This window comes from Streptomyces litchfieldiae (genome assembly GCF_031845365.1).
In the GTDB taxonomy this organism is placed as follows: Bacteria; Actinomycetota; Actinomycetes; order Streptomycetales; family Streptomycetaceae; genus Streptomyces; species Streptomyces litchfieldiae.
Genome location: NZ_JAVREL010000011.1, coordinates 93,148 through 115,417 on the forward strand (window position 1 = coordinate 93,148; position 22,270 = coordinate 115,417).

General features: G+C 72.6%; 23 protein-coding genes and 1 pseudogene. 18 read left to right on the forward strand and 6 right to left on the reverse strand.

The window, feature by feature from the left end; translation table 11 throughout:
* Window positions 1–94 precede the first annotated feature (94 nt).
* The 8 genes from RM590_RS19375 to RM590_RS19410 all read left to right on the forward strand — a co-directional run bounded on the left by RM590_RS19375 (window position 95) and on the right by RM590_RS19410 (window position 6,736).
* Window positions 95–895, forward strand: coding sequence for a helix-turn-helix transcriptional regulator (locus RM590_RS19375; RefSeq protein WP_394813903.1), 801 nt, complete (start codon window positions 95–97; stop codon window positions 893–895).
* Window positions 892–2,313: a Fe-S cluster assembly protein SufB gene (gene sufB, locus RM590_RS19380; RefSeq protein ID WP_311705884.1), complete on the forward strand. Its 1,422-nt coding sequence runs from the start codon at window positions 892–894 to the stop codon at window positions 2,311–2,313. Before RM590_RS19375 ends, sufB begins: the two co-directional genes overlap by 4 nt.
* 70 nt (window positions 2,314–2,383) lie before the next feature.
* Window positions 2,384–3,565, forward strand: coding sequence for a Fe-S cluster assembly protein SufD (gene sufD / locus RM590_RS19385; protein WP_311705885.1), 1,182 nt, complete (start codon window positions 2,384–2,386; stop codon window positions 3,563–3,565).
* Window positions 3,562–3,903 (forward strand): non-heme iron oxygenase ferredoxin subunit, encoded by a 342-nt coding sequence (locus tag RM590_RS19390; RefSeq protein ID WP_311705886.1) that lies wholly within the window; start codon window positions 3,562–3,564, stop codon window positions 3,901–3,903. Before sufD ends, RM590_RS19390 begins: the two co-directional genes overlap by 4 nt.
* A 9-nt stretch (window positions 3,904–3,912) precedes the next feature.
* The gene (gene sufC, locus RM590_RS19395) at window positions 3,913–4,674 is read left to right on the forward strand and encodes a Fe-S cluster assembly ATPase SufC (protein ID WP_311705887.1); all 762 of its coding nucleotides are present in this window, start codon (window positions 3,913–3,915) and stop codon (window positions 4,672–4,674) included.
* Window positions 4,671–5,930, forward strand: a complete 1,260-nt coding sequence (locus tag RM590_RS19400; protein ID WP_311705888.1) for a cysteine desulfurase — start codon at window positions 4,671–4,673, stop codon at window positions 5,928–5,930. Before sufC ends, RM590_RS19400 begins: the two co-directional genes overlap by 4 nt.
* Window positions 5,931–5,945: 15 nt before the next feature.
* Window positions 5,946–6,410: a Fe-S cluster assembly sulfur transfer protein SufU gene (gene sufU / locus RM590_RS19405; RefSeq protein WP_311705889.1), complete on the forward strand. Its 465-nt coding sequence runs from the start codon at window positions 5,946–5,948 to the stop codon at window positions 6,408–6,410.
* Entirely contained in the window at window positions 6,407–6,736 is a 330-nt protein-coding gene (locus tag RM590_RS19410; protein WP_311705890.1) for a metal-sulfur cluster assembly factor, read from the forward strand. Before sufU ends, RM590_RS19410 begins: the two co-directional genes overlap by 4 nt.
* A 69-nt stretch (window positions 6,737–6,805) precedes the next feature.
* Here the strand turns inward: RM590_RS19410 and RM590_RS19415 are convergent, their stop codons facing one another.
* Window positions 6,806–7,042, reverse strand: coding sequence for a hypothetical protein (locus tag RM590_RS19415; RefSeq protein ID WP_311705891.1), 237 nt, complete (start codon window positions 7,040–7,042; stop codon window positions 6,806–6,808).
* 149 nt (window positions 7,043–7,191) lie between these two features.
* Between RM590_RS19415 and RM590_RS19420 the strand changes: the two genes are divergently transcribed.
* From RM590_RS19420 to RM590_RS19435, 4 genes are all read left to right on the forward strand, one after another.
* Complete coding sequence (locus RM590_RS19420) at window positions 7,192–7,512, forward strand: DMT family transporter (RefSeq protein WP_311705892.1); 321 nt, start codon at window positions 7,192–7,194, stop codon at window positions 7,510–7,512.
* Window positions 7,512–8,084 carry a TetR/AcrR family transcriptional regulator gene (locus RM590_RS19425; protein WP_311705893.1) on the forward strand — a complete coding sequence of 191 codons (573 nt, stop codon included), beginning with the start codon at window positions 7,512–7,514 and terminating at the stop codon, window positions 8,082–8,084. Before RM590_RS19420 ends, RM590_RS19425 begins: the two co-directional genes overlap by 1 nt.
* Window positions 8,085–8,094: 10 nt before the next feature.
* Entirely contained in the window at window positions 8,095–9,084 is a 990-nt protein-coding gene (gene dapD, locus RM590_RS19430; RefSeq protein WP_311705894.1) for a 2,3,4,5-tetrahydropyridine-2,6-dicarboxylate N-succinyltransferase, read from the forward strand.
* A gap of 61 nt (window positions 9,085–9,145) precedes the next feature.
* Entirely contained in the window at window positions 9,146–9,898 is a 753-nt protein-coding gene (locus RM590_RS19435) for an EI24 domain-containing protein (RefSeq protein ID WP_311705895.1), read from the forward strand.
* Window positions 9,899–10,240: 342 nt separating this feature from the next.
* On the opposite strand, the gene RM590_RS19440 is transcribed toward RM590_RS19435, so the two are convergent.
* The 3 genes from RM590_RS19440 to RM590_RS19450 all read right to left on the reverse strand — a co-directional run bounded on the left by RM590_RS19440 (window position 10,241) and on the right by RM590_RS19450 (window position 14,751).
* Entirely contained in the window at window positions 10,241–11,872 is a 1,632-nt protein-coding gene (locus RM590_RS19440) for a serine/threonine-protein kinase (protein ID WP_311705896.1), read from the reverse strand.
* A gap of 28 nt (window positions 11,873–11,900) precedes the next feature.
* Window positions 11,901–12,824 (reverse strand): 4-hydroxy-tetrahydrodipicolinate synthase, encoded by a 924-nt coding sequence (dapA, locus tag RM590_RS19445; protein ID WP_394813904.1) that lies wholly within the window; start codon window positions 12,822–12,824, stop codon window positions 11,901–11,903.
* A 76-nt stretch (window positions 12,825–12,900) separates the two neighbouring features.
* Window positions 12,901–14,751, reverse strand: a complete 1,851-nt coding sequence (locus RM590_RS19450) for an endonuclease/exonuclease/phosphatase family protein (RefSeq protein WP_311705897.1) — start codon at window positions 14,749–14,751, stop codon at window positions 12,901–12,903.
* A 316-nt stretch (window positions 14,752–15,067) separates the two neighbouring features.
* Here RM590_RS19450 and RM590_RS19455 point away from each other — a divergent pair, with 316 nt between their 5' ends.
* The 4 genes from RM590_RS19455 to RM590_RS19470 all read left to right on the forward strand — a co-directional run bounded on the left by RM590_RS19455 (window position 15,068) and on the right by RM590_RS19470 (window position 18,890).
* Window positions 15,068–16,585 (forward strand): hypothetical protein, encoded by a 1,518-nt coding sequence (locus tag RM590_RS19455; protein ID WP_311706030.1) that lies wholly within the window; start codon window positions 15,068–15,070, stop codon window positions 16,583–16,585.
* A gap of 96 nt (window positions 16,586–16,681) precedes the next feature.
* Complete coding sequence (locus RM590_RS19460; RefSeq protein WP_311705898.1) at window positions 16,682–17,599, forward strand: transglutaminase-like domain-containing protein; 918 nt, start codon at window positions 16,682–16,684, stop codon at window positions 17,597–17,599.
* A gap of 54 nt (window positions 17,600–17,653) precedes the next feature.
* Entirely contained in the window at window positions 17,654–18,424 is a 771-nt protein-coding gene (locus RM590_RS19465) for a class I SAM-dependent methyltransferase (protein ID WP_311705899.1), read from the forward strand.
* Window positions 18,408–18,890: an HIT family protein gene (locus RM590_RS19470; protein ID WP_311705900.1), complete on the forward strand. Its 483-nt coding sequence runs from the start codon at window positions 18,408–18,410 to the stop codon at window positions 18,888–18,890. The genes RM590_RS19465 and RM590_RS19470 overlap by 17 nt, the downstream gene beginning before the upstream one ends.
* Here RM590_RS19470 and RM590_RS19475 read toward each other — a convergent pair.
* Window positions 18,877–19,782 (reverse strand): DMT family transporter, encoded by a 906-nt coding sequence (locus RM590_RS19475; RefSeq protein WP_311705901.1) that lies wholly within the window; start codon window positions 19,780–19,782, stop codon window positions 18,877–18,879. The genes RM590_RS19470 and RM590_RS19475 overlap by 14 nt on opposite strands.
* 100 nt (window positions 19,783–19,882) lie before the next feature.
* Here RM590_RS19475 and RM590_RS19480 point away from each other — a divergent pair, with 100 nt between their 5' ends.
* Entirely contained in the window at window positions 19,883–20,482 is a 600-nt protein-coding gene (locus tag RM590_RS19480) for a TetR/AcrR family transcriptional regulator (RefSeq protein ID WP_311705902.1), read from the forward strand.
* Between the two features lie 80 nt (window positions 20,483–20,562).
* Here the strand turns inward: RM590_RS19480 and RM590_RS19485 are convergent, their stop codons facing one another.
* The gene (locus RM590_RS19485; protein WP_311705903.1) at window positions 20,563–20,916 is read right to left on the reverse strand and encodes an ArsR/SmtB family transcription factor; all 354 of its coding nucleotides are present in this window, start codon (window positions 20,914–20,916) and stop codon (window positions 20,563–20,565) included.
* 107 nt (window positions 20,917–21,023) lie between these two features.
* On the opposite strand from RM590_RS19485, the pseudogene RM590_RS19490 reads away from it, so the two are divergent.
* Window positions 21,024–22,254, forward strand: a pseudogene (locus RM590_RS19490) (MFS transporter).
* Window positions 22,255–22,270 lie beyond the last annotated feature (16 nt).

Sequence of the window (22,270 nt, forward strand, 5' to 3'; positions counted from 1 at the left end):
CCCGGAGGTTAGGTATGCCTTACGTGATGTACTGCATTCGGGCTGGTCAAGACGTGGCTTGCTCGCGTCGCGAGAATTACGCAACAATGGCGTTGTGAAAAACGGCGGCGAGCGGAACGAGACGCCGGAGGCCCAGGACGCCCCCGGTGCTTCGCCCCTGGCCGCCGCGGCCGAGGAGCAGTCCGGCACGCGACGGCGGGTCGCCCGTTCCATTCTCGACCACGGTCCGTCCACCGCGGCCGAGCTCGCCGAGCGGCTGGGCCTGACCCAGGCCGCCGTGCGGCGCCACCTCGACGCCCTCGTCGCCGACGGGCTGGTGGAGCCCCGGGACAAGCGGGTCTACGGCTCGCGCGGCCGGGGCCGGCCGGCCAAGGTGTTCGCGATCACCGACTGCGGCCGGGACGCGTTCGACCAGGCGTACGACGAGCTGGCCGTCGAGGCGCTGCGCTGGATCGAGCGCAGCGCCGGCGGCGGTGAGCTGGGCGCCGCGGCGGTGATGGACTTCGCCCGGGCCAAGGCCGCCGCGCAGGCCGAGCAGTACCGCCCCTTCCTGGAGCGGGCCGCGCCGGGGGACCGGGCCCGGGCGCTGGCCGAGGCGCTGTCCCAGCACGGCTACGCGGCCGTGGCCCGGACGGTGCCCGCGCCGGCCGGGGAACAGTTGTGTCAGCATCACTGTCCGGTGGCGCACGCCGCCGCGCGGTTCCCCCAGTTGTGCGAGGCGGAGACCGAGGTCTTCTCCCGCCTGCTGGGCACCCATGTGCAGCGCCTGGCCACCATCGCCCATGGTGACGGCGTCTGCACGACGTTCGTTCCCCGGGCCGAGCACACGGCCGAGAGCACGCAGCACACCAAGACCACCGCACCACCACGCATCGCCGGGAGGAACCCCGCATGACGCTCCCCACGGAGACGGCCCACCCCGAGCTCGAGGGGCTGGGCAAGTACGAATACGGCTGGGCCGACTCCGACACGGCCGGTGCCGCCGCCAAGCGCGGCCTGTCCGAGGACGTCGTCCGTGACATCTCGGCCAAGAAGTCGGAGCCGGAGTGGATGCTCAGGCTGCGGCTGAAGGGGCTGAAGCTCTTCGGCAAGAAGCCCATGCCCAACTGGGGCTCCGACCTCAGCGGCATCGACTTCGACAACATCAAGTACTTCGTGCGGTCCACCGAGAAGCAGGCCCAGAGCTGGGACGACCTGCCCGAGGACATCAAGAGCACGTACGACAAGCTGGGCATCCCCGAGGCCGAGAAGCAGCGGCTGGTCGCGGGTGTCGCGGCGCAGTACGAGTCTGAGGTCGTCTACCACCAGATCCGCGAGGACCTGGAGCGGCAGGGCGTGATCTTCCTGGACACGGACACCGCGCTCAAGGAGCACCCGGAGCTGTTCCAGGAGCACTTCGGCACGGTCATCCCGGCCGGTGACAACAAGTTCGCCGCGCTGAACACGGCCGTGTGGTCCGGCGGATCGTTCATCTACGTGCCGCCGGGCGTGCACGTCGACATCCCGCTCCAGGCGTACTTCCGGATCAACACCGAGAACATGGGCCAGTTCGAGCGGACCCTGATCATCGTCGACGAGAACGCCTACGTGCACTACGTCGAGGGCTGCACCGCGCCGATCTACAAGTCGGACTCGCTGCACTCGGCGGTCGTGGAGATCATCGTCAAGAAGGGCGGCCGCTGCCGCTACACGACCATCCAGAACTGGTCGAACAACGTGTACAACCTGGTGACCAAGCGCGCCGTCGCCTACGAGGGCGCCACCATGGAGTGGGTCGACGGCAACATCGGCTCCAAGGTCACCATGAAGTACCCGGCGGTCTACCTGATGGGCGAGCACGCCAAGGGCGAGACGCTGTCCATCGCCTTCGCCGGCGAGGGACAGCACCAGGACGCCGGCGCCAAGATGGTGCACATGGCCCCCCGCACCTCCTCGAACATCGTCTCCAAGTCGGTGGCCCGGGGCGGCGGGCGGACCTCCTACCGCGGTCTGATCGAGATCGGCGAGGGCGCCGAGGGCTCCAAGTCGAACGTCCTGTGCGACGCCCTGCTGGTGGACACCATCTCCCGCTCGGACACCTACCCGTATGTGGACGTCCGCGAGGACGACGTGACGATGGGCCACGAGGCGACCGTCTCCAAGGTCAGCGACGACCAGCTCTTCTACCTGATGAGCCGCGGGCTGTCCGAGGACGAGGCGATGGCCATGATCGTGCGCGGCTTCGTCGAGCCGATCGCCAAGGAGCTGCCCATGGAGTACGCCCTGGAGCTCAACCGGCTGATCGAGCTCCAGATGGAGGGCGCGGTCGGCTGACGGGCCGGCCGGCTCGTCCGGACGCAGACGTTGATTTCATCGGATCAAGAGAGTGAGCACGACGACACCCATGGCTGAGGCCCAGAGCATCCCGGCCGGCTCCAGCGCGGGAGGAGCGGTCGCGGTGGCCGCCGAATCCACCGTGGCCACCCGGATGAGCGCGCCGCCGTCCTTCGACGTGGCGGACTTCCCGGTGCCCCACGGCCGCGAGGAGGAGTGGCGCTTCACTCCCCTGGAGCGGCTGAAGGGGCTGCACGACGGCACCGCCGTCGCAGGCGGCTCCGCCAAGATCGAGGTGACCGCCCCCGACGGCGTGACCATCGAGTCCGTCGACCGGACCGACCCGCGCATCGGCCGGGCGGGCAAGCCCGCGGACCGGGTCGCCGCGCAGGCGTTCAGCGCCTTCGAGAAGGCCACGGTCGTCTCGGTGCCCGCCGAGGCCGTGCTGACCGAGCCGGTCCGGGTGAGCCTGCACGGCGAGGGCGGGGTCACCTTCGGGCACACGGTCTTCGAGATCGGGGCGTTCGCCGAGGTCGTCCTCGTTCTGGACCACACCGGCGACACCGTCCGGGCGGCGAACGTGGAGTTCCAGGTCGGCGACGGCGCCAAGCTCACCGTGGTCTCCGTGCAGGACTGGGACGACACGGCCGTGCACTGCACCCAGCACAACGTGCTGGTCGGCCGTGACGCCACCGTGAAGTCCGTCGTCGTCACCTTCGGCGGCGACGTGGTCCGGATCCACCCGCGGGTCTCCTACGCGGGCCCCGGCGGCGAGGCCGAGCTGTACGGGCTGTACTTCACGGACAACGGGCAGCACCAGGAGCACCGGCTCCTGGTGGACCACACCGCCGCCAACTGCCGCAGCAACGTGGCCTACAAGGGCGCGCTCCAGGGCAAGGACGCGCACGCGGTGTGGATCGGCGACGTGCTGATCCGGTCCGCGGCCACCGGCACCGACACGTACGAGCTCAACCGCAACCTGGTCCTCACCGACGGGGCGCGGGTGGACTCGGTCCCCAACCTGGAGATCGAGACCGGCGAGATCGTCGGCGCCGGCCACGCCTCGGCCACCGGCCGGTTCGAGGACGAGCAGCTTTTCTACCTGATGGCCCGGGGCATCCCGGCCGAGGAGGCGCGCCGCCTGGTCGTGCGCGGCTTCTTCGCCGAGCTGGTCCAGCAGATCGGCGTGCCCGACGTCGAGGAGCGGCTGATCGCCAAGCTGGAGGCCGAGCTCGCGGAGTCGATCGGATGACCGGCGCCGAGAGCTTCGTCAGGGTCTGCGCGCTCGGGGACCTGGAGGAGGACGTCCCCCGGCGCGTGGAGCTCGGCGGTGTCCCGGTGGCCGTCGTGCGCACCGAGGGCGAGGTGTTCGCGGTCAACGACATCTGCTCGCACGCGAACGTCTCGCTGTCCGAGGGCGAGGTGGCGGACTGCCAGATCGAGTGCTGGCTGCACGGCTCCAGCTTCGACCTGCGCACCGGCAAGCCGTCCGGGCTGCCCGCGACCCGCCCCATCCCCGTTTACCCCGTCAAGATCGAAGGAGACGGCCCCGGCGCCGCCGTGCTCGTCTCCGTCACCCAGGAGTCCTGAGGCAACCCCATGGCAACGCTTGAGATCCACGACCTGCACGTCTCCGTCGACGGCGAAGGCGGCCCCAAAGAGATCCTGCGCGGGGTCGACCTGACCGTGAAGCAGGGCGAGACGCACGCCATCATGGGCCCCAACGGCTCCGGCAAGTCCACCCTCGCCTACTCGCTGGCAGGGCACCCCAAGTACACCGTCACCGGCGGCACCGTCACGCTGGACGGCGAGGACGTCCTGGAGATGTCCGTCGACGAGCGGGCGCGGGCCGGCGTCTTCCTGGCCATGCAGTACCCGGTCGAGGTGCCGGGTGTCTCCGTGTCCAACTTCCTGCGCACCTCCGCCACCGCCATCCGCGGTGAGGCGCCCCGGCTGCGGACCTGGGTGAAGGAGGTCAAGGAGGCCATGGAGCGCCTGGAGATGGACCCCGCCTTCGCCGACCGCAATGTGAACGAGGGCTTCTCCGGCGGCGAGAAGAAGCGCCACGAGATCCTTCAGCTCGAGCTGCTGCGGCCGAAGATCGCGATCCTGGACGAGACCGACTCGGGCCTGGACATCGACGCGCTGCGGATCGTCTCCGAGGGCGTCAACCGTGTCCGCGAGACGGGCGAGGTCGGCACCCTGCTGATCACTCACTACACGCGCATCCTGCGCTACATCAAGCCCGACCACGTGCACGTCTTCGCCGGCGGCCGGGTCGTGGAGTCCGGTGGCCCGGAGCTGGCCGACAAGCTGGAGGCCGAGGGCTACGAGCAGTACACAAAGGGGGGCGTCTCGTGACGCAAACGCACGCGGGTCTGCTCGACACCGAGACGATCCGCAAGGACTTCCCCGCGCTGGACCGCACGGTCCACGGCGGGAAGCCGCTGGTCTACCTGGACAACGCGGCCAGCTCGCAGAAGCCGCGCCAGGTGCTCGACGCGCTCAACGACTACTACGAGCGCCACCACGCCAACGTGCACCGCGGCGTTCATGTGCTGGCCGAGGAGGCCACCGCGCTGTACGAGGGCGCCCGTGACAAGGTGGCCGCGTTCATCAACGCGCCCAGCCGCGACGAGGTGGTCTTCACCAAGAACGCCTCGGAGTCGCTGAACCTCGTGGCCAACATGCTCGGCTGGGCCGACGAGCCCTACCGGGTGGACGCCGCCACCGAGATCGTCATCACGGAGATGGAGCACCACTCCAACATCGTGCCGTGGCAGCTCCTCGCGCAGCGCACGGGCGCGAAGCTGAAGTGGTTCGGCCTCACCGACGACGGCAGGCTCGACCTGTCGAACATCGAGGAGGTCATCACCGAGCGGACCAAGGTCGTCTCCTTCGTCCTCGTCTCCAATGTCCTGGGCACGTTCAACCCGGTCGAGGAGATCGTCCGCCGTGCCCAGCAGGTCGGCGCCCTCGTCGTGATCGACGCCTCGCAGGCCGCGCCGCACATGGCGCTGGACGTGCAGGCGCTCCAGGCGGACTTCGTGGCCTTCACCGGTCACAAGATGTGCGGCCCGACCGGCATCGGCGTGCTGTGGGGCCGGCAGGAGCTGCTGGAGGACCTGCCGCCGTTCCTGGGCGGCGGGGAGATGATCGAGACGGTCACGATGAGCTCCTCGACGTACGCCCCGGCGCCGCACAAGTTCGAGGCGGGCACCCCGCCGATCGCGCAGGCGGTGGGCCTGGGCGCCGCCGTGGACTACCTCTCGGCCATCGGCATGGACAAGATCGCGGCGCACGAGCACGCGATCACCCGGTACGCCCTGGGCCGGCTGGCCGAGGTGCCGGACCTGAGGATCATCGGGCCGGTGTCGGGGGAGGACCGCGGCGCGACGATCTCGTTCACGCTCGGCGACATCCACCCGCACGATGTGGGCCAGGTGCTCGACGAGCAGGGCATCGCGGTCCGCGTCGGCCACCACTGCGCCCGCCCGGTCTGCCTGCGCTACGGAATTCCTGCGACCACGCGGGCGTCGTTCTATCTGTACTCCACGCCGGCCGAGGTGGACGCCCTGGTCGCGGGGCTGGAGTACGTCCGTGGCTTCTTCGGATGAGGACGGTTTGAGGACGTGCAGCTCGAATCGATGTACCAGGACGTGATCCTGGATCACTACAAGCACCCGCACGGGCGCGGCCTGCGTGACGGCGACGCCGAGGTGCACCACGTGAACCCCACCTGCGGGGACGAGATCACGCTGCGGGTCCGCTACGAGGGGACGACGATCGCCGATGTCTCCTACGAGGGCCAGGGCTGTTCCATCAGCCAGGCCTCGGCGTCCGTGCTGAACGATCTGCTGGTGGGCAAGGAGCTGCCGGAGGCGCTCCGGGTCCAGGAGACGTTCCTCACGCTGATGCAGTCCCGTGGGCAGGTGACGCCGGACGACGCGATGGAGGACGTGCTCCAGGACGCGGTGGCGTTCGCCGGGGTCTCGAAGTACCCGGCGCGTGTGAAGTGCGCGCTGCTGAGCTGGATGGCATGGAAGGACGCCACCGCCCAGGTGCTGGGCGACGGCCCGCTGAAGGAGAAGCTGTGAGCGAGACGACGACCGCGCCGGCGAACGAGGAAGAGATCCGCGAGGCGATGATGGATGTCGTCGACCCCGAGCTGGGCATCGACGTCGTCAACCTTGGCTTGATCTACGGCATTCACGTCGACGACGACAACGTGGCCACCCTGGACATGACGCTGACCTCGGCGGCCTGTCCGCTGACCGATGTGATCGAGGACCAGGCCAGGTCGGCGACCGAGGGCCTGGTCAGCGAGCTGAAGATCAACTGGGTCTGGATGCCGCCGTGGGGCCCGGACAAGATCACCGACGACGGCCGCGACCAGTTGCGGGCCCTGGGCTTCAACGTCTGAGCGGCCGCGCGTTCGCACAGGCCGGGCGGCGGGCCGCGCGTTTGTGACGAGCCCGCCGCCGCGGGTCGTTCAGGCGTGGTCGACGAGTTGGGCGTGGCCCTTCGCACGGGCGCAGTGGGCGCAGCAGAAGAAGTGGCCGTCCTCGGTTTCCAGGCCGTGGCCCAGGATGCGGCACTGGCAGTTCTCGCAGATCGGCGCCATGCGCTGGGCGGCGCACTCGAAGCTGTCGAAGACGTGCACTTCGCCGGCCGCCCGCACTTCGAAGGCCATTCGGTAGTCGTTGCCGCAGACCTCGCACTCGGCCATGGTTCTCACTCCTGTGTGTTGAACGGAAAATTCGCCGCAAGGATGGCTGGAACGCCCTGCGGGTACCTCGCCGACGCGCAGGACAGTCACTCCACCGGCGCGGGAATCGTTGTGTACGGGCGTACGCAACGTTGTGTACGCTTGTCCGCATGACCTATGTGACGCTGGCCGCCGCGATCGCCTTCGAGATCGTCGGGACCGTGCTGATGAGGCAGAGCGACGGCTTCGCCAAGCTGTGGCCCAGCCTGGGCACCCTCGTCTGCTACCTCCTCGCCTTCACGCTGCTCGCGCAGACCCTGAAGTCGATGGAGGTCGGCACCGCCTACGCCATCTGGTCCGGTGCCGGCACCGCCGTCGTCGCCGCCATCGGCATGGTGTTCCTCAACGAGACCGCCTCCCTCGCCAAGTTCCTCGGCGTGGCGCTGGTGATCGCCGGCGTCACCGTGCTCAACCTCGGCGGGGCCCACTGATGGCCCGCCGCTACGACCCCGACCGGCGCGCCCGCATCGTCGACGCGGCCGTCACGGTCATCGGCGAGCGTGGCATCGCCGGGCTCAGCCACCGGGCCGTGGCCGCCGCCGCCGACGTGCCGCTGGGCTCCACCACCTACCACTTCGCGGACCGCGACGAGCTGCTGCTCGCCGCCGTCGAGCGGATCAACGACGCCTGGCTGACCCGGTTCGCCGAGTGGCTTCGTTCCGTGGACACCGGCCGTCCGCTCGCCCGCGAGCTGGGCCGGTACGTCACCGAGTGCCTGGGGCCCGAGCGCGCCGCCACCGAGCTGGCCTACGAGCTGTACTTCGCCGGGCTGCGGCAGCCCTTGGTCCGGCCGGTCGCCGCCGACTGCCTGGACCGGATGACCGCGCTGCTGCGCCCGTTCGTGCCCGACGAGCACACCGCCCGGGCGCTCGTCGCGGCGGCCGACGGGCTGCTGATCCAGCTCCTGCTCACCGGCCGGCCCTGCGCGGCGGAGGAGGCCGAGGCGCTGTTCGCCCGACTGCTCCCCGGGACCGGTTCGCCCCCGGACGCGGCCACCCGTTAGCGTCTGGCACATGACCGACACAGCCCTGCCCCGCACCACCGGCGCCGCCGCCGCCGGGCTCGCCACCATCGCCGCCGACGGCACCGTGCTCGACACCTGGTTCCCCGCCCCCGAGCTGGCCGAGGAGCCGGGCACCGCCGGCACCGCGCGGCTGACCGCCGAGGAGGCCGCCAAGCTGCTGGGCGACGACGCGCCCCGCGCGCTCGGCCCCGACGACCGGCGCGGGGTCGAGGTCGTGGCGGTGCGCACGGTCATCTCCGACCTCCAGGCGAAGCCGCTCGACGCCCACGACGTCTATCTGCGGCTCCACCTGCTAAGCCACCGGCTGGTGCACCCGCACGGGCTGAGCCTGGAGGGCCAGTTCGGCCTGCTGGCGAACGTCGCCTGGACCAACGCCGGGCCGGTCCCCGTCGACGGTGTCGAGCGGGCCCGGCTCGCGGTCCGGGCCGCCGGCGGGCACCTCACCGTCACCAGTGTCGACAAGTTCCCCCGGATGACCGACTACGTGACCCCGCCCGGCGTCCGCATCGGCGACGCGGACCGCGTCCGGCTCGGCGCCCACCTGGCCACCGGCACCACCGTCATGCACGAGGGCTTCGTCAACTTCAACGCCGGCACGCTCGGCGTCTCCATGGTCGAGGGCCGCATCAGCGCGGGCGTCGTCGTCGGCGACGGCTCGGACATCGGCGGCGGCGCGTCCATCATGGGCACGCTCTCCGGCGGCGGGAAGCAGATCGTCTCCATCGGCTCGCGCTGCCTGCTGGGCGCCCAGGCCGGCATCGGCATCTCCCTCGGCGACGACTGCGTCGTGGAGGCCGGGCTGTATGTCACCGCGGGCACCCGGGTCACGCTGCCCGACGGCCAGGTGGTCAAGGCGCTCCAGCTCTCCGGCGCCAGCAACCTCCTCTTCCGCCGCAACTCCACCACCGGCACCGTCGAGGTGCTTCAGCGCACCGGCACCTGGGGCGGCCTCAACGAGGCGCTGCACAGCCACAATTGACGCCGACGGCGGCAACCGCCCACGGGCGGGGGCGCCTTCGGCAGCCGGTAGCCTTGCCGCCGTGAGAGATGTCGCGGCGGGAATCCGGTACTTGGCGCAGGGCCAGCGGTGGGTGTTCACGCACCGGCGGTGGCTGGCGATCGGGCTGGTGCCCGCGCTGATCGCGCTGGTGCTCTACGCGGCCGCCCTGGTCCTGCTCGCCCTCTACGCCGGCGACATCGCGTCCTGGGCCACGCCGTTCGCCGACGACTGGGACGAGACCTGGCGGTCGCTGCTGCGGACCACGTTCGCGCTGTTGCTCTTCGCCTTCGGCCTGCTGCTGGCGGTAATCACGTTCACCGCCGTCACGCTGCTGATCGGCGACCCGTTCTACGAGGCGCTGGCCGAGGCGGTGGAGCGCACCGAGGGCGGCGGGCCCGCCAGCCCCGGGCGGCCGTTGTGGGCGGAGCTGTGGACCTCGCTGCGCGACAGCGTCCAGGTGCTGCTGCGGGTGCTCGCGTTCACGGTGCCGCTCTTCGTCCTCGGCTTCGTCCCGCTGCTCGGCCAGACCGTCGTCCCCGCCCTCGGCTTCGCCGTCTCAGGGTTCTTCCTGACCGTCGAGCTGTCCTCGGTCGCCATGACGCGGCGCGGGATCCCGGTCTCCGAGCGCATGCGGCTGCTGCGCGGCCGGCTCGGCCTCGCGCTGGGCTTCGGGGTGCCGCTCGTCCTGCTGTTCCTGCTGCCGCTGGTCGCCGTCGTGCTGATGCCGGGCGCGGTCGCCGGTGCCACCCTGCTCGCCCGCGACCTGGCCGGCCGTCCGCTCCCGGTGGAGTGAGGGCAGCAGGACCGGCGCGAACAGCACGGCGCCCAGCACGAAGAAGCAGTCCACCACGGTCCCCGACCACGTCGCCCACGCCGTGGTGACGTGTTCCCGGTCGCCGTCGAACATCCCGTGGGGCAGCGCGCCCGTGTGGATCAGCACCTGGTCCACCGCCCCGGCCACGCCCCGCACCGGCAGCAGCGGAACGCCCACCCGGCGCGCCAGGGCGGCGAGCGGGCGCGGCAGCAGCGGGCGTTTCAGCGAGAGGTCCCGCAGCAAGAGGAGAGCCAGCCCGCACAGCACGATCACGACCGCGTCCCCGTCTCCCCCGCGCGGGGGAGACGGCGTCGTCCGCCGTCAGGGCGCGTCGCGCCAGACCGTCGCGTCGATCGCGAGGTAGTCGCTGGGGCCGTCGGCGGTGGGCAGGCCCGTGATCGTGATCAGCCCGATGTGGCCCGCCGCGGTGCGGACACAGATCTGAGAGCCCTCGGCTAGGTGCGTCAGCGCGATCCGGTCGGTGAACCGGGTCTCGGCGCGGCAGGTGGCCAGCGAGCCGTTCCCCGTGCCGTCGAGCAGAACGAGCGTGTTGCCCTCGGCCGTGCGGACCAAGCCGTCGTAGTAACGGAAGTCGACCTCGGTCCGGTTGTCGGCGTTCGACTGGATCGGGGTCAGCGGGTCGCTGCCGAAGAACACGTGGTAGCCGTACGGCAGATCGATCCCGGGGTACTGCGCGGCCTCCGGCTCCGGATCCGGCTCGGTGTCCGGGGGAGCCGACCCGGTCGCCGTCTCCTCCGGGGTGGGGGCGTCCAGGGTCTGCGTCGTGCTCTCGTCGGGCGACGGATCGTCCTCGGGCTCGGGCTCCGGTTCCGGCTCTCCGGTGGCCGCCGGCTCACTCGTCGCGGTGCCGTCCCCGGCCGGGGGCGGCGACCCGGCGTCCGGCGTTTCGTCGTCGCCGCCGAGCGCCACCACGACGAGGCCCGCGGCCAGCAGCAGCGCGGCGGTCGCGCCGGCCGCCGCCACCACGACCCCGCGGCGCGGCCGGCGCCCGCCCCGGGCGTTGCCCGGGTCCGGCGCCGTCGGCGGCAGCGGCAGGGGCGCGCCCGGCCCGGGCAGCGCGGCGGCCAGCTCGGCCGGCAGCCACTGGCCCGGCGGGGGCGGCGGGGCGATCTCGTCCACGGCCGCGATGATGGCGGCGACCGCGGGCCGGGCGGCGGGGTCCTTCGCCAGGCAGTGCGCGATCAGATTCCGCAGCGGGTCCGGCAGCCGGGACAGATCGGGGTGCTCGTGCACGACGCGGTACAGCACCGCGTGCGAGGTGCCCTCGCCGAAGGCGGGCGCGCCGGAGGCCGCGAACGCGCCGAGCTGGCCCAGCGCGAACACGTCCGTCGCGGTGCCCACCCGCCCGCCGGCGGCCTGTTCGGGCGACATGAACGAGGGCGTTCCGACCACGACCCCGCTGTGCGTCAGCGTCGTGCCCTCCACCGCCCGCGCGATCCCGAAGTCGATGACGCGCGGACCGTCCACCGACAGCAGCACGTTGGACGGCTTCAGATCGCGGTGCACCAGGCCCGCGGCATGGATTACCTGAAGTGCCTCCGCGATCCCCGCGATCAGCCGCAGCACGGTCGGCGCCGGCAGCGGCCCGTGCCGCGTCACCGCCTCGGCCAGCGAGGGGCCCGCCACATAGGCGGTGGCCAGCCAGGGCTGCGGGCCCTCGGTGTCGCTGTCCAGCACCGGCGCCGTGTACAGGCCCTGAACGCGCTCGGCCGCCCGCACCTCGCGCTGGAAGCGGCGCCGGAAGTCGGGGTCCTCGCCGAACTCCGCCCGGATCACCTTGATTGCCACCGGCCGGCCGCCGGGCGTGTACGACAGGTAGACCCGGCCCATGCCGCCGGCCCCGAGCCGGGCCGCCAGCCGGTAACCCCCGATCACCGGCGGGTCGTCCGCCTCCAGCGGCTGGAAGACCCCGGACGTGACGGCACTGTTCATGACTGGTGCTCCCCCGAGCGCGTCGCTGTCAGCTTGCGGCGACCTTATCGGACCGCAGCACCTCCCCGAGCGTCTCGGCCAGCCGCGCGGTCAACTCCTCGCCGGCCTCCAGCAGCGGGCCCCGGACCGGCCCGCCCGGCAGGCCCGCCACCCGGAACAGCGCCTTGACCGCCACCGTGCCCGGCACCTCGTTCATCAGCGCGTCGACCAGCGGCAGCAGCGCGCGGTGGCGGCGCGCCGCCTCCCCGGTGTCACCCGCCGCGAACGCGTCGAGCACGGCCCGCACCTGCCGCCCGGCCACGTTGGCCGCCGTGCTGACACAGCCGGACGCGCCGATCGAGAGCAGCGGCAGGGTCACCTCGTCGCTGCCGCAGTAGTACGCGAGATCCGTCGCGTTCAGCACCAGGCCCGCCTTGAGCAGGTCGAATGAGCAGTCCTTGACCGCCACGATTCCGGGGTGCTCGGCCAGCCGCCGCAGCGAATCCACCGTCAGCGCCGTGCCGTTGCCCGTGCGCGCGGGGATGTCGTAGAGCATCACCGGCAGTTCACCGGCGTCCGCGACCGTCCGCAGATGGTGGACGATCGCCTCCTGGGTGGGCCGCGAGTAGTACGGCGTCACCACCAGCAGCCCGTCGGCGCCGGCCGCCCGCGCCGCGCGGGCCAGTTCCGCCGAGTGCCGGGTGTCGGCGGTGCCGACGCCCGCCACCACGGTGGCGCGGTCGCCGACCGCCTCGGCCACCGCCCGCACCAGCGCGGCCTTCTCCGCGTCGGTGGTGGTCGGCGACTCGCCGGTGGTGCCGCTCAGGACCAGGGCGTCGCAGCCGCCCCGGTCGACGAGATGGGTGGCCAGCCGCTGGGCGCCGGGCAGGTCGACGGCACCACCGTCCTTCGTGAACGGGGTGATCATGGCCGCGGCACAGCGGCCGAAGGGTCCTGAGGGCATGTCGTTCATGTCCGCAGTCTGGGACCCTCCGGCCCGCCGGTCCACTTAGATGCGCTGACCTGAATCGCTCAGCGGCGCTACCCGGTCAGGGGCGGAAGCGCAGCACCTGCGGGTCGTGGTCGCTGGCCTGGTCGGCGAACTCCGCGTTGATGTGGACGATGTCGTAGTCGTAACGGCGGATCCCCGGCGACACCAGCGTCTGGTCCAGCACCTGCGAGTTGCCCTGGAAGACATACGTGTAACGCTCGTCCCGCGGCAGCGAGTTCACCGCGCTCTCCAGCGCGCCGCGCGCCGTCAGCGCGCGCGTCGTCGCCGAGAACTCGAAGTCGTTGATGTCGCCCAGCACGACCACCTGCGCGTCGGCGCGCGCGTCCCGCAGGTCCCGCACGAACGCGTTGACCGCTCGCGCCTGCGCCACCCGCTGCTCCTCGGAGGAGCGCACCGGCGGCTGGTAACGCCCGTACAGGGGCTGGTCCCCGCCCTTGGACGTGAAGTGGTTGGCGACGACGAACACCGTCTCGCCGCGGAAGGTGAACTCGCCCACCAGCGGCTTGCGGCTGTCCAGCCACGCCGCGTCGGCCGGGTCGATCCGGCCGGGGGAGTGCGTCAGGTGCGTGCCGCCGCGCTCGCCGGCCACCTCGGTGGCGGTCGTGGCGTCCCCGGCGCCCCGGTCGTTGAACGACACCCTTTCCGGGTTGAACAGGAAGACGTTGCGGATGTTGCCGCCGGGCTGCCCGCCGTCCGCGCCGTCCTGCGGGTCGATGCCCCGCCACTCGTACCGCGGCCCGCCCGCCGCGACGATCGCGTCCGTGAACCGTCGCAGCGTCTCGTCGGCCGCGACAGTGCCGTCGTCGGTGGGGCCGCTGTTGTCCTGGATCTCCTCCAGGGCGAGGATGTCGGGCGAGGCCAGGTTCGTCACGACGGCCTCGGCCAGCCGGTCGAACTTCGCCTGCGCGTTGCCCGGGTGCAGGTTCTCCACGTTGTACGTGGCCACCGCCAGCTCGTCGTTCCGCTGCGCGCGGGTGACCTCCGGCTCCAGCCCGCCGGGGGCGACCTCGCCCAGCTCGCGGGCGACCAGGGTGTAGCCGCCGAACTCGTCGTAGTCCAGCGGGCCGGCGGTCGTGCCGGACAGCGTGTCGCCGACGTTCGCGACCGGGAACGGCTGCTGGGCGACCGGCACCAGTGACTCGATCTTCAGCCGGCCGGCGTTCTGCGCGTCGTAGGAGGCGTACCGCGTGCCGCCGCTCGCGGTGCGGTTGCGGCGCGGGTCCAGCGTCACCCACAGCTCGTAGTACTGAGTGCTCGGGCCGACCACGGGGGCCTCGTCGATCTCGACGTTCATGCCCTCCAGCGACTCGTACAGGTCCAGGGCGTAGCGGTCCGGGCGCAGTTCACGTCCCTCTATGCCGCCGTCCGCCGGGTCGCCCTCGGGGGCGTAACGGCGCGGCAGGGCGTCGGCGTCCAGGACGACGGGGGCGGGCAGTTCGTTGCCGGAGGACAGGACCGTGACCGTGGGGCGCGAGATCTGCGTGACGGACTGGCCGCCGACGTCCTGGCCGCCGTAGTAGTACTCGCCGACCTGCCCGGAGACCAGCACCTCGTCGCCGACCGCGACGCGGGGCGTGGAACTGGTGAAGACGAAGATGCCCTCGCTGGTCGCGGCCGAGCCGTCGGCCGCCGGGTCCTGGATCCAGAAGCCCCGCGAACCGTAGGGGCGCACACCGGTGACGATGCCCGGCACGTCCGTGACCTGCCGGCCGGCGTAGGGCGAGATCCGGGTGCCGCCTTGAATGTCGTGGATCCGGGGCGCGTCGAAGGTGCCCGGCTCGGCGGCCGACGACGGGGTCGCCAGCAGCGTGGCGCACAGCCCGGCGACGACGAGGGCGCCCAGCGCGGCGGTGCCGCGGTGCGGGCGGGGACGGGGTGCTGCGGTCAACGGACCCTCCGGGAACGGGAGACGACCTGTTCTCTGTTCTCTACGCGCGTAAAAGTTCCGTAGCGGGGCATGGCTTGTCAACGCCCGCCGGGGGTCCGGATCGCTACGTTCCGATGAACGGGACCACCCGCCGCCCGTGGCGTAAAGCACTGCCGGGGCGTCAGTCACCTTTGGGCGTACGGGAGTTCGCCCGCCGGTCGGCACCGGGCGCCGCACCGCCCGCCGCGCGCCGTGCCGCCGACTGATCTAGGCTGGTGGCCTGCCCAGCTCGCCGCGATGAGGAGCGATCGTGAACGCCGGTGACGACCGTCCCGCCATGCCGCCCGTGCGGCTCCCCGCCGATGCCGAGCTGGCCCGCGACGCGCTCGCGGCGCCGCTGTTCTCCCGCGCCGTCCGGCTCGCGCGCTGGACCACCCCCGGCACGCCGGTCGGGGCCGGTGGCGAGCTGCTGTCCGAGGAGCTGAAGGCGGCGGTGACCCACCTCGGGCTCGACGGGGCCGAGGACGGGGGCGCGTTCGCCGCCGACGCGTGGAACTTCGCGGTCGACACCGGCCTGGTGGAGATCACCGAGACGGACGGCGAGAGCGACGGCGACGCGACCGGACAGGCCCCGGCGGCGATCGGCACCGCCGCGCCCGGCGAGGATCTGGCGGTCCTGACCGACGGCGGCCCGGCGGACGTCCTGGAGATCTGGTCCGCCGGGGTGGACGCGGTCCTCGCCGACGCCGCGACCCCCACCTTCGAGGAACTGCTCGGCGATCTCGGGGGACTTGACGAGGCGATCAGCCCGGACGGCGAGATCGACCCGGACGCCATCGACCTCGACGCCCTGGCCTGGGACCAGGAGGAGGCGGCCGGTCAGCTCGACGCCGCGCTCGGCAGCCTCTACCTGTTCGCCGTCACCGACGAGGCGGGCCAGGCCGCGTCCATGGTGCCGCTGCCGATGGTCGCCGCCGCGTCGATCATCCCCGAGGACATGGACGAGCTGTCGGCCGAGGCGCTGGACGAGCTGTCCACGGCCGTGCTGCGGCTGGACGGGCAGTTCCGCGCGCTGGCCGGCACCGGCCTGCTGGAGTACCAGCCGGTGGACGACTCGGTGCTGGAGGAGGCGGAATCGGCGGATTCAGGGGACCACGAGGACGCCCTGGACCTGGACGACGAGGAGGACCTCGCCCGTTACGGGATGGCGCGGCTCACGCCGCTCGGTCTCTACGGCGTGCGGCGGCGCATGCTGGAGGCCGGGCTCGACGCCCCGGTGATCGGCGAGCTCGCCGACCGCGACGGTGAGGCGCTGCTCGCCGTCCTGCCGTACCGCCCGGAGGCCGCGGCGCGCGAGGAGGCCGAGCTGTGGCTCGCCGGCCGCGAGCCGCTGGCCGCCGCGCGCGATCTGCTGGCCGCCGCGCGGGGCACCGACCCGGCCGGGCCGGGCCGCCGCCTCGGCTGCCAGTTGGTGCTCTCCCTGCTCGGTGCGCCGGCGGAGGCCGCGCTGCGCGAGGTGCTGGACGACGCCGAGCTGGGCGGCCTGGCCCGGGTCTGGCTCGTCGAGCGCGGCGCGGACGACGTTCCCCCGCCCGGCGAGGAGATGATCTTCTGGCTGACGATCGACACGCTCGCCGCCCAGCTCGGCACGGTCGACGAGGCGGAGCACTCCCCGGAGCTGCGCGAGCTGGTGACCGATCTGGCGGGCCAGCACAGCGAGTTCTTCGAACGGGCCTGGCGCACGGACCACCCGGCGACGGCCGATGTGCTGGAGGCCGTGGGCCGGCTGCACCCGGACAAGCGGCTCGCCAAGCGGGCCCGCAAGGCAGCGTTCAAGTCCCGTTCCGGCACCTGAGGCTCGGCCGGTCTCCGGCCGGCGCCCCGGCGGCGGACAGTGTGGTTGACTGACCCTTTGAATCGAACAAGTGGTCGATAGTCGTGGGGGTTCCGCATGCCGTCCGCCGTCCGTCTCGATCCCGAGGTCGCCGCGTACTACACCGCCCAGAGCACGTTCTCCGACCCCGGCGCGCTCGCCTCCGCGTACGCCGGCCTGCCGACCGGGCCGGCCCGGCTCGCACGGATCGTCCGGGACCTGATGATCCACCGCGTCGAGGGCGACCTCTTCGGCCACCCCCCGGCGCCCGACCGGCTGCGCGACGACGCCGAGACCCGCTACCTCGACGACATCCTGCGGATCATCACCGAACGGAACGCCGCGCCGCTGACCACGCGCCGCGATCCGGCCGACCGATTCGTCGGCGTCTGCCGGGACTTCGCGCTGCTCCTGTGTTCCATCCTGCGGCACCAGGGCGTCCCCGCCCGCGTGCGGTCCGGCTTCGCCGACTACTGGGGCTCCGACGGCTTCCACTTCGACCACGTCGTCACCGAGTACTGGGACGCCGAACGCGGCTGGCTGCTGGCCGACGCGCAGCTCGCCGACCCGCTGGTGACGGACCGCTTCGCGGTGGACTTCGACCCGGTCGACGTGCCGCGCGACCGTTTCCAGGTCGCCGCCAAGGCCTGGAACGCGATCCGGTCCGGCGCCGCCGACCCCAAGAGGTTCGGGCTGCTGCTGCCGGAAGGGCCGCTGGTGGGGGAGTGGTTCGTGGCCGGCAACATCCGGCTGGACCTGGCGGCGCTCAACAAGACGGAGACCCTGCTGTGGGACGTCTGGGGCGTCGGCGCGGACAGCGACGGGGAGATGACGGATGCGATCCGCGACCTGTACGACGGCGCCGCCGACGTCACGGGCGACGACGTTCCGTTCGCGGCGGCCCGCGCGCTGTTCGAGGGCAACGAGGGCCTGCGGACGCCGAAGACGGTGCGGTGCCTGGCCCCCCACGGCCCGGCCGAGGTGACGCTGCGCTGAGCCGGGGCGATAATCGCTTGCTTCCGGCGCGGCCCCGCGGCGTACCGTGAGCCGGTGGACGACAACGCCTGGATCCCCGCGTACTTCGACCAGATGTCGAGCTGGGCCGAGCAGCGGCCGTGGCCGCGCAACGACGAACAGGCGGCCAGCGTCGAGCGGTTGACCGGCCCCGGCGCCAAGGACGTGCTGGAGCTGGGGTGCGGCGAAGGCATCACCGCCGTCGCGATGGCCGCGCTCGGGCACCGGGTCACCGCGGTCGACCTCAGCCCGGTGCGGATCGGCATCGCACGCCGCCGCGCCGAGGCCGCCGAGGGGCCCCAACCGACCTTCCTCCAGGGCGACTTCCTTACCGTTGCCCCGGACAGCGGCCCGTTCGACTGCGTCGTCTGCTTCAACTGCTTCGGCACCGGGACCGACGCCGAGCAGCGGCGGGTGCTGCGCCGCGTCGCGGACGAGTGGCTGCGGCCCGGCGGGCGCGCCGTCATCGATGTCTACGGGCCCTGGCGCTGGGCCGCGTCCGCCGGGAAGACGACCCGCGGCCGGCACGGCGTGGAGCTGGTGAACTACAACGACTTCGACCCGGTGAACGGCCGCTGGCTGGACCGCTGGTGGCCGGTCGGCGAGCCCGAGAAGGCGGTCACCCAGTACGGCCGCGCCTACACCCCGGCGGACTTCGCGCTCTTGGTCGACGGCACGGGGCTCACCGTGGAGCGCGCCGAACTCGACGGCGAGCCCCTGGACTTGGCGGCCGAGCACGACGCAGCGAGTCCGCTGTGGCAGGCGTGGGAGTACCGGGTGGTGCTGCGGCATGAACGGAGCGAGTGAGGGCGAGCGGCCCCTGGGCGAGGAGCCGGACTGTCTCTTCTGCGCGATCGCGCGCGGCGACGCCGAGGCCAGCGTCGTGTACGACGACGGAACGGTGCTCGCCTTCATGGACCTCCAGCCCGTGACCCCGGGCCACCTGCTGGTCGTGCCCCGGGCGCATGTGGCGGGCCTGACGGACCTGGACCCCGGCCTGGGCACGGAGATCTGGCGGGTGGGACACCAACTGGCCCTCGCCCTGCGCCGGTCCACGCTGCGCTGCGAGGGGATCAACGTGTTCCTGGCGGACGGCGAGGCCGCGTTCCAGGAGATCTTCCACCTCCACCTGCATGTCTTCCCCCGCTTCCGGGGCGACGACTTCCGCCTGGTTGCTGACTGGTACCCCCGGGAGCGCGCGGAACTGGACGCCACCGCGGCGGCCGTGCGGGCCGGAGTCGCCCCGGTGGACGGGGAGTTCAGCGGGCCCTGACGAGGTCCCCGGCGGCCCGGGCCGGCTCCCCGGTGGTCCGGCGGGGCTGGGCCGCCATGACGGCCGTCAGTGAGACGGCCATGCCCACGACGGCCGGCGGGCCCGGGGCCTCGCCGAACATCGCCCACGCCCACAGCGCGGTCACCGGCGGCGTCAGATAGATCAGCGCGCTGGTCCACGTCACCCCGTGGCGCCGCAGGCTGAGCCAGTACAGCCCGTAGCCGCCCACCGTGGACAGCAGCACGGTCCAGGCGACGGCCACCCAGAACGCGCCGTCCACCGGCGGTGCCGCGTGGCCGCCGGCCGTCGCGACCACGGCGAAGGCCGCCGCGCTCACCACGCAGTGCACCGGCAGCGCGTCGACGGGCGACAGCGGCGCGCGGGCGCGCCGTTCCAGGAAGCTGGCGGCCAGCAGCCCGGCCATGCCAGCGAACGGCAGCGCGTACGCGGCGGGCGGGGCGGCCCCGGCCGCCGACAGGTCGTCCCGGACGACGAGCGCCACCCCGGCCAGCCCGGCGCCGAGCGCCGCCCACTGCCGCCGGGTGACGGTCTCGCCCAGCAGCGGGCCGGCCAGCGCGGCGGCGGCGAGCGGCTGGAACGCCGCGATCAGCGCGGCGGTGCCGGCCGGGACTCCGGCCCCGACGGCCCAGACCACCGACCCGAGGTACACGCCCTGCGACAGCAGGCCGATCAGCGCCTGTTCGCCGACCGCCCGGCGCGCCGGCGCGGTCCGGCGCAGCAGCAGCCAGCCGCCGCCGAGCAGCACGGCCGCGGCGAGGAACCGCCACATGAGCAGCGTGTCGGCGCCCGCCCGGCGGGTGCCGAGCTCGGCGCCGACGAAACCGGAGCTCCACATGACCACCAGGGCGGGGGAGATCAGGGACGCGGGCATGCCGACTCACCTCCGGAGCCGAGTAAACAGATCTGTTTACTCGTCGGCTCGTTACAGTGAACTAAACAGATCGGTTTACCGCAAGCGGAGAGGAGCGGCCGTGCCCGCGCCGGACGACGAACTCACCCCCGCCGCGCGGCGGATCCTGGCCGCCGCGGCCGAGCTGTTCTACGGCCGGGGCATCACCGCCGTCGGCGTCGACCTGATCGCCAGGCACGCCGGGGTGACGAAGAAGACGCTGTATGACCGATTCGGTTCGAAGGACGAGCTGATCGCCCGCTACCTGCGGGAACGCGATCGCGAGTACCGCGACTGGCTGACCGGCCACCTCGACGGACCCGCGGCCGACGGGTCGCCCCGCGCGCGCGTGCTGGCCACGTTCGACGCGCTGGGCCGGTGGATGCGTGAGCGGAACCCGCGCGGCTGCGGCTTCGTGAACGCGGCGGCCGAGCTGCCCGACCCCGGCCACCCCGCGCGCGAGGTGATCGCCGGCCAGAAGCGCTGGCTGCGGGACGTGCTGCGCGCCGAGTGCGCATCGGCAGGCCTCGCCGGAACGGCGGCGGACGACCTGGCCGAGGAGCTGCTCGTGCTGCACGAGGGCGCGACGGTGCTCAACGGCCTGAACGCGACGACGAACCCGATCGCCGCCGCCCGGCGCCTCGCCGAAATCGCCCTGGACCGGGCCGGGGTCACGACGTGATCAGCCCCTGATCTCGTCGCACACCGAACTCCTTCCACGGCCGCCCGTTCACCCGCGCGGCTTCGGTGCGGCGGTGGGAATCAGTCCGTTTCGGCCGGCGTCCAGGCGGCGACCAGGTCCAGCAGGCCCGGAAAGCGCGCGTTCAAGTCGTCGACGCGCACCTGGCTGCGGCGTTCCAGCCCGTACTGGCGCTGCCGCGTCACCCCCGCCTCGCGCAGCGCGCGGAAGTGGTGCGTGAGCGACGACTTGGGGCGGTCCAGTTCGAACCAGCCGCAGGGGTGGTCGAACTCGGTGCGCTCCAGCAGGAGTTTGCGCACGATGCGCAGCCGCAGCGGGTCGCTCAGCGCGCCCAGCACCGTTTCGAGCCGCAGATCGGCCACGGCCGGCTCGGGCAGGGGCTCCGGCAGTGGGTCGGGCGGGGCGATCGGGGACATGCGGACGGCTCCTCCTCACCGCGCCGGCGTCAGTACGAGTCTCATCGTACTGCATGCTGGGTTCGAGAAATCTCGTACTGGAGAGCCGTCTCGGGAAAGGCACCCTCATGCCCGGAAGCGCCACCGTCCCGGACACCCGGGCCGCCGCGATCCCCACCCGGTGGGTGTGGCTCGCGGCCTGGCCGGTGACCGCCGTCTTCGTCCTGTCCAACGCCGCGACGCCGCTGTACGTCCTGTGGCAGCGGGACATCGACTTCTCGCGCGGCACGCTCACCGTGATCTTCGCGTTCTACATCGTGGGGCTGCTGGGCTCGCTGCTCGTCTCCGGCGTCGCCTCCGACCGCGTCGGCCGCAAGCCGGTGCTCCTGCCCGCGCTCGCCCTGGCGGTGGCCGCCTGCCTGATCTTCGCGACCGCCACCTCGGTCGCCACCCTGACCGTGGCGCGCCTGTTCACCGGGATCGCCGTCGGCGCCGTCGTCTCGGCCGGGTGGGGGCACCTCCCGCTTGCGGGGGAGGCGGCGGTCACGGACGTGGCCGGACCGGAGCGCCGCTGGCTGGCGGCCCTGCTGGCCTCCTGCGCGATGGTCTTCGGCGCGGGCCTGGGCCCGTTCCTCGCCGGCGCCCTCTCCGAGACGCTGCCGCACCCCACCGTCACTGTCTTCCTCGTGGAGACGGCGCTGCTGGCCACCGCGATCCTCACCCTGGCCCGCATGCCGGTCCGACGCCCCGCGCTCCGCCCCGGCGGAACGTGGCTGCGCGTGCCGGCCGTGCCGCCCGACGGGCGCCGTCAACTCCTCCTGGGCACAGCAGTGTTCGCCCCCCGGCATCACCGCCACGTCGTTCGTTCTGTCACTCGGCCCGGCGCTGCTCTCCCGCCTGCTGCACTCCACCAGCCGCCTGGTCGCCGGGGCGATGGCCTTCGCGATGTTCCTGGCCGCCACCGGCGTCCGGTTCGCCGTCCAGCGGCTGCGCCGCCGCACGATCCTGCTGGCCGGGGCGGTGAGCACGACGGCGAGCACGGCGGCGATCGCCACGGCCGTGCACGCGGGCTCGGCCGCCGCCCTGCTGGCCGCCGCCGTCCTGGCCGGCGCCGGCCAGGGCCTGGGCCAGCTCGGCGGCCTGTCCCTGCTCAACTCGACCGTCCCGCCGCACCGCCTGGCCGAGGCGAACGCCGCGCTGAACGTGGGCGGTTACACCCTCGCCGGCACGCTCCCGGTGGCGGCCGGCTACCTGAGCGACGCGACGGACCTGACCACCGGCGCCACGGTGTTCGCCATGGCGCTCGCCGCGCTGGCGGCCCTCGGCGGCCTGATCGTGACGACGGCGGGACGGCCCTGACTCCTCTTCTGGTTCC

Bases quoted from the DNA above. Each gene is read 5' to 3' on its own strand.
- sufB (WP_311705884.1), top strand. From the start codon at position 892: ATGACGCTCCCCACGGAGACGGCCCACCCCGAGCTCGAGGGGCTGGGC.
- sufD (WP_311705885.1), top strand. From the start codon at position 2,384: ATGGCTGAGGCCCAGAGCATCCCGGCCGGCTCCAGCGCGGGAGGAGCG.
- RM590_RS19390 (WP_311705886.1), top strand. From the start codon at position 3,562: ATGACCGGCGCCGAGAGCTTCGTCAGGGTCTGCGCGCTCGGGGACCTG.
- sufC (WP_311705887.1), top strand. From the start codon at position 3,913: ATGGCAACGCTTGAGATCCACGACCTGCACGTCTCCGTCGACGGCGAA.
- RM590_RS19415 (WP_311705891.1), bottom strand. From the start codon at position 7,042: ATGGCCGAGTGCGAGGTCTGCGGCAACGACTACCGAATGGCCTTCGAA.
- RM590_RS19420 (WP_311705892.1), top strand. From the start codon at position 7,192: ATGACCTATGTGACGCTGGCCGCCGCGATCGCCTTCGAGATCGTCGGG.
- RM590_RS19425 (WP_311705893.1), top strand. From the start codon at position 7,512: ATGGCCCGCCGCTACGACCCCGACCGGCGCGCCCGCATCGTCGACGCG.
- dapD (WP_311705894.1), top strand. From the start codon at position 8,095: ATGACCGACACAGCCCTGCCCCGCACCACCGGCGCCGCCGCCGCCGGG.
- RM590_RS19440 (WP_311705896.1), bottom strand. From the start codon at position 11,872: ATGAACAGTGCCGTCACGTCCGGGGTCTTCCAGCCGCTGGAGGCGGAC.
- dapA (WP_394813904.1), bottom strand. From the start codon at position 12,824: ATGAACGACATGCCCTCAGGACCCTTCGGCCGCTGTGCCGCGGCCATG.
- RM590_RS19455 (WP_311706030.1), top strand. From the start codon at position 15,068: ATGCCGCCCGTGCGGCTCCCCGCCGATGCCGAGCTGGCCCGCGACGCG.
- RM590_RS19460 (WP_311705898.1), top strand. From the start codon at position 16,682: ATGCCGTCCGCCGTCCGTCTCGATCCCGAGGTCGCCGCGTACTACACC.
- RM590_RS19470 (WP_311705900.1), top strand. From the start codon at position 18,408: ATGAACGGAGCGAGTGAGGGCGAGCGGCCCCTGGGCGAGGAGCCGGAC.
- RM590_RS19475 (WP_311705901.1), bottom strand. From the start codon at position 19,782: ATGCCCGCGTCCCTGATCTCCCCCGCCCTGGTGGTCATGTGGAGCTCC.
- RM590_RS19485 (WP_311705903.1), bottom strand. From the start codon at position 20,916: ATGTCCCCGATCGCCCCGCCCGACCCACTGCCGGAGCCCCTGCCCGAG.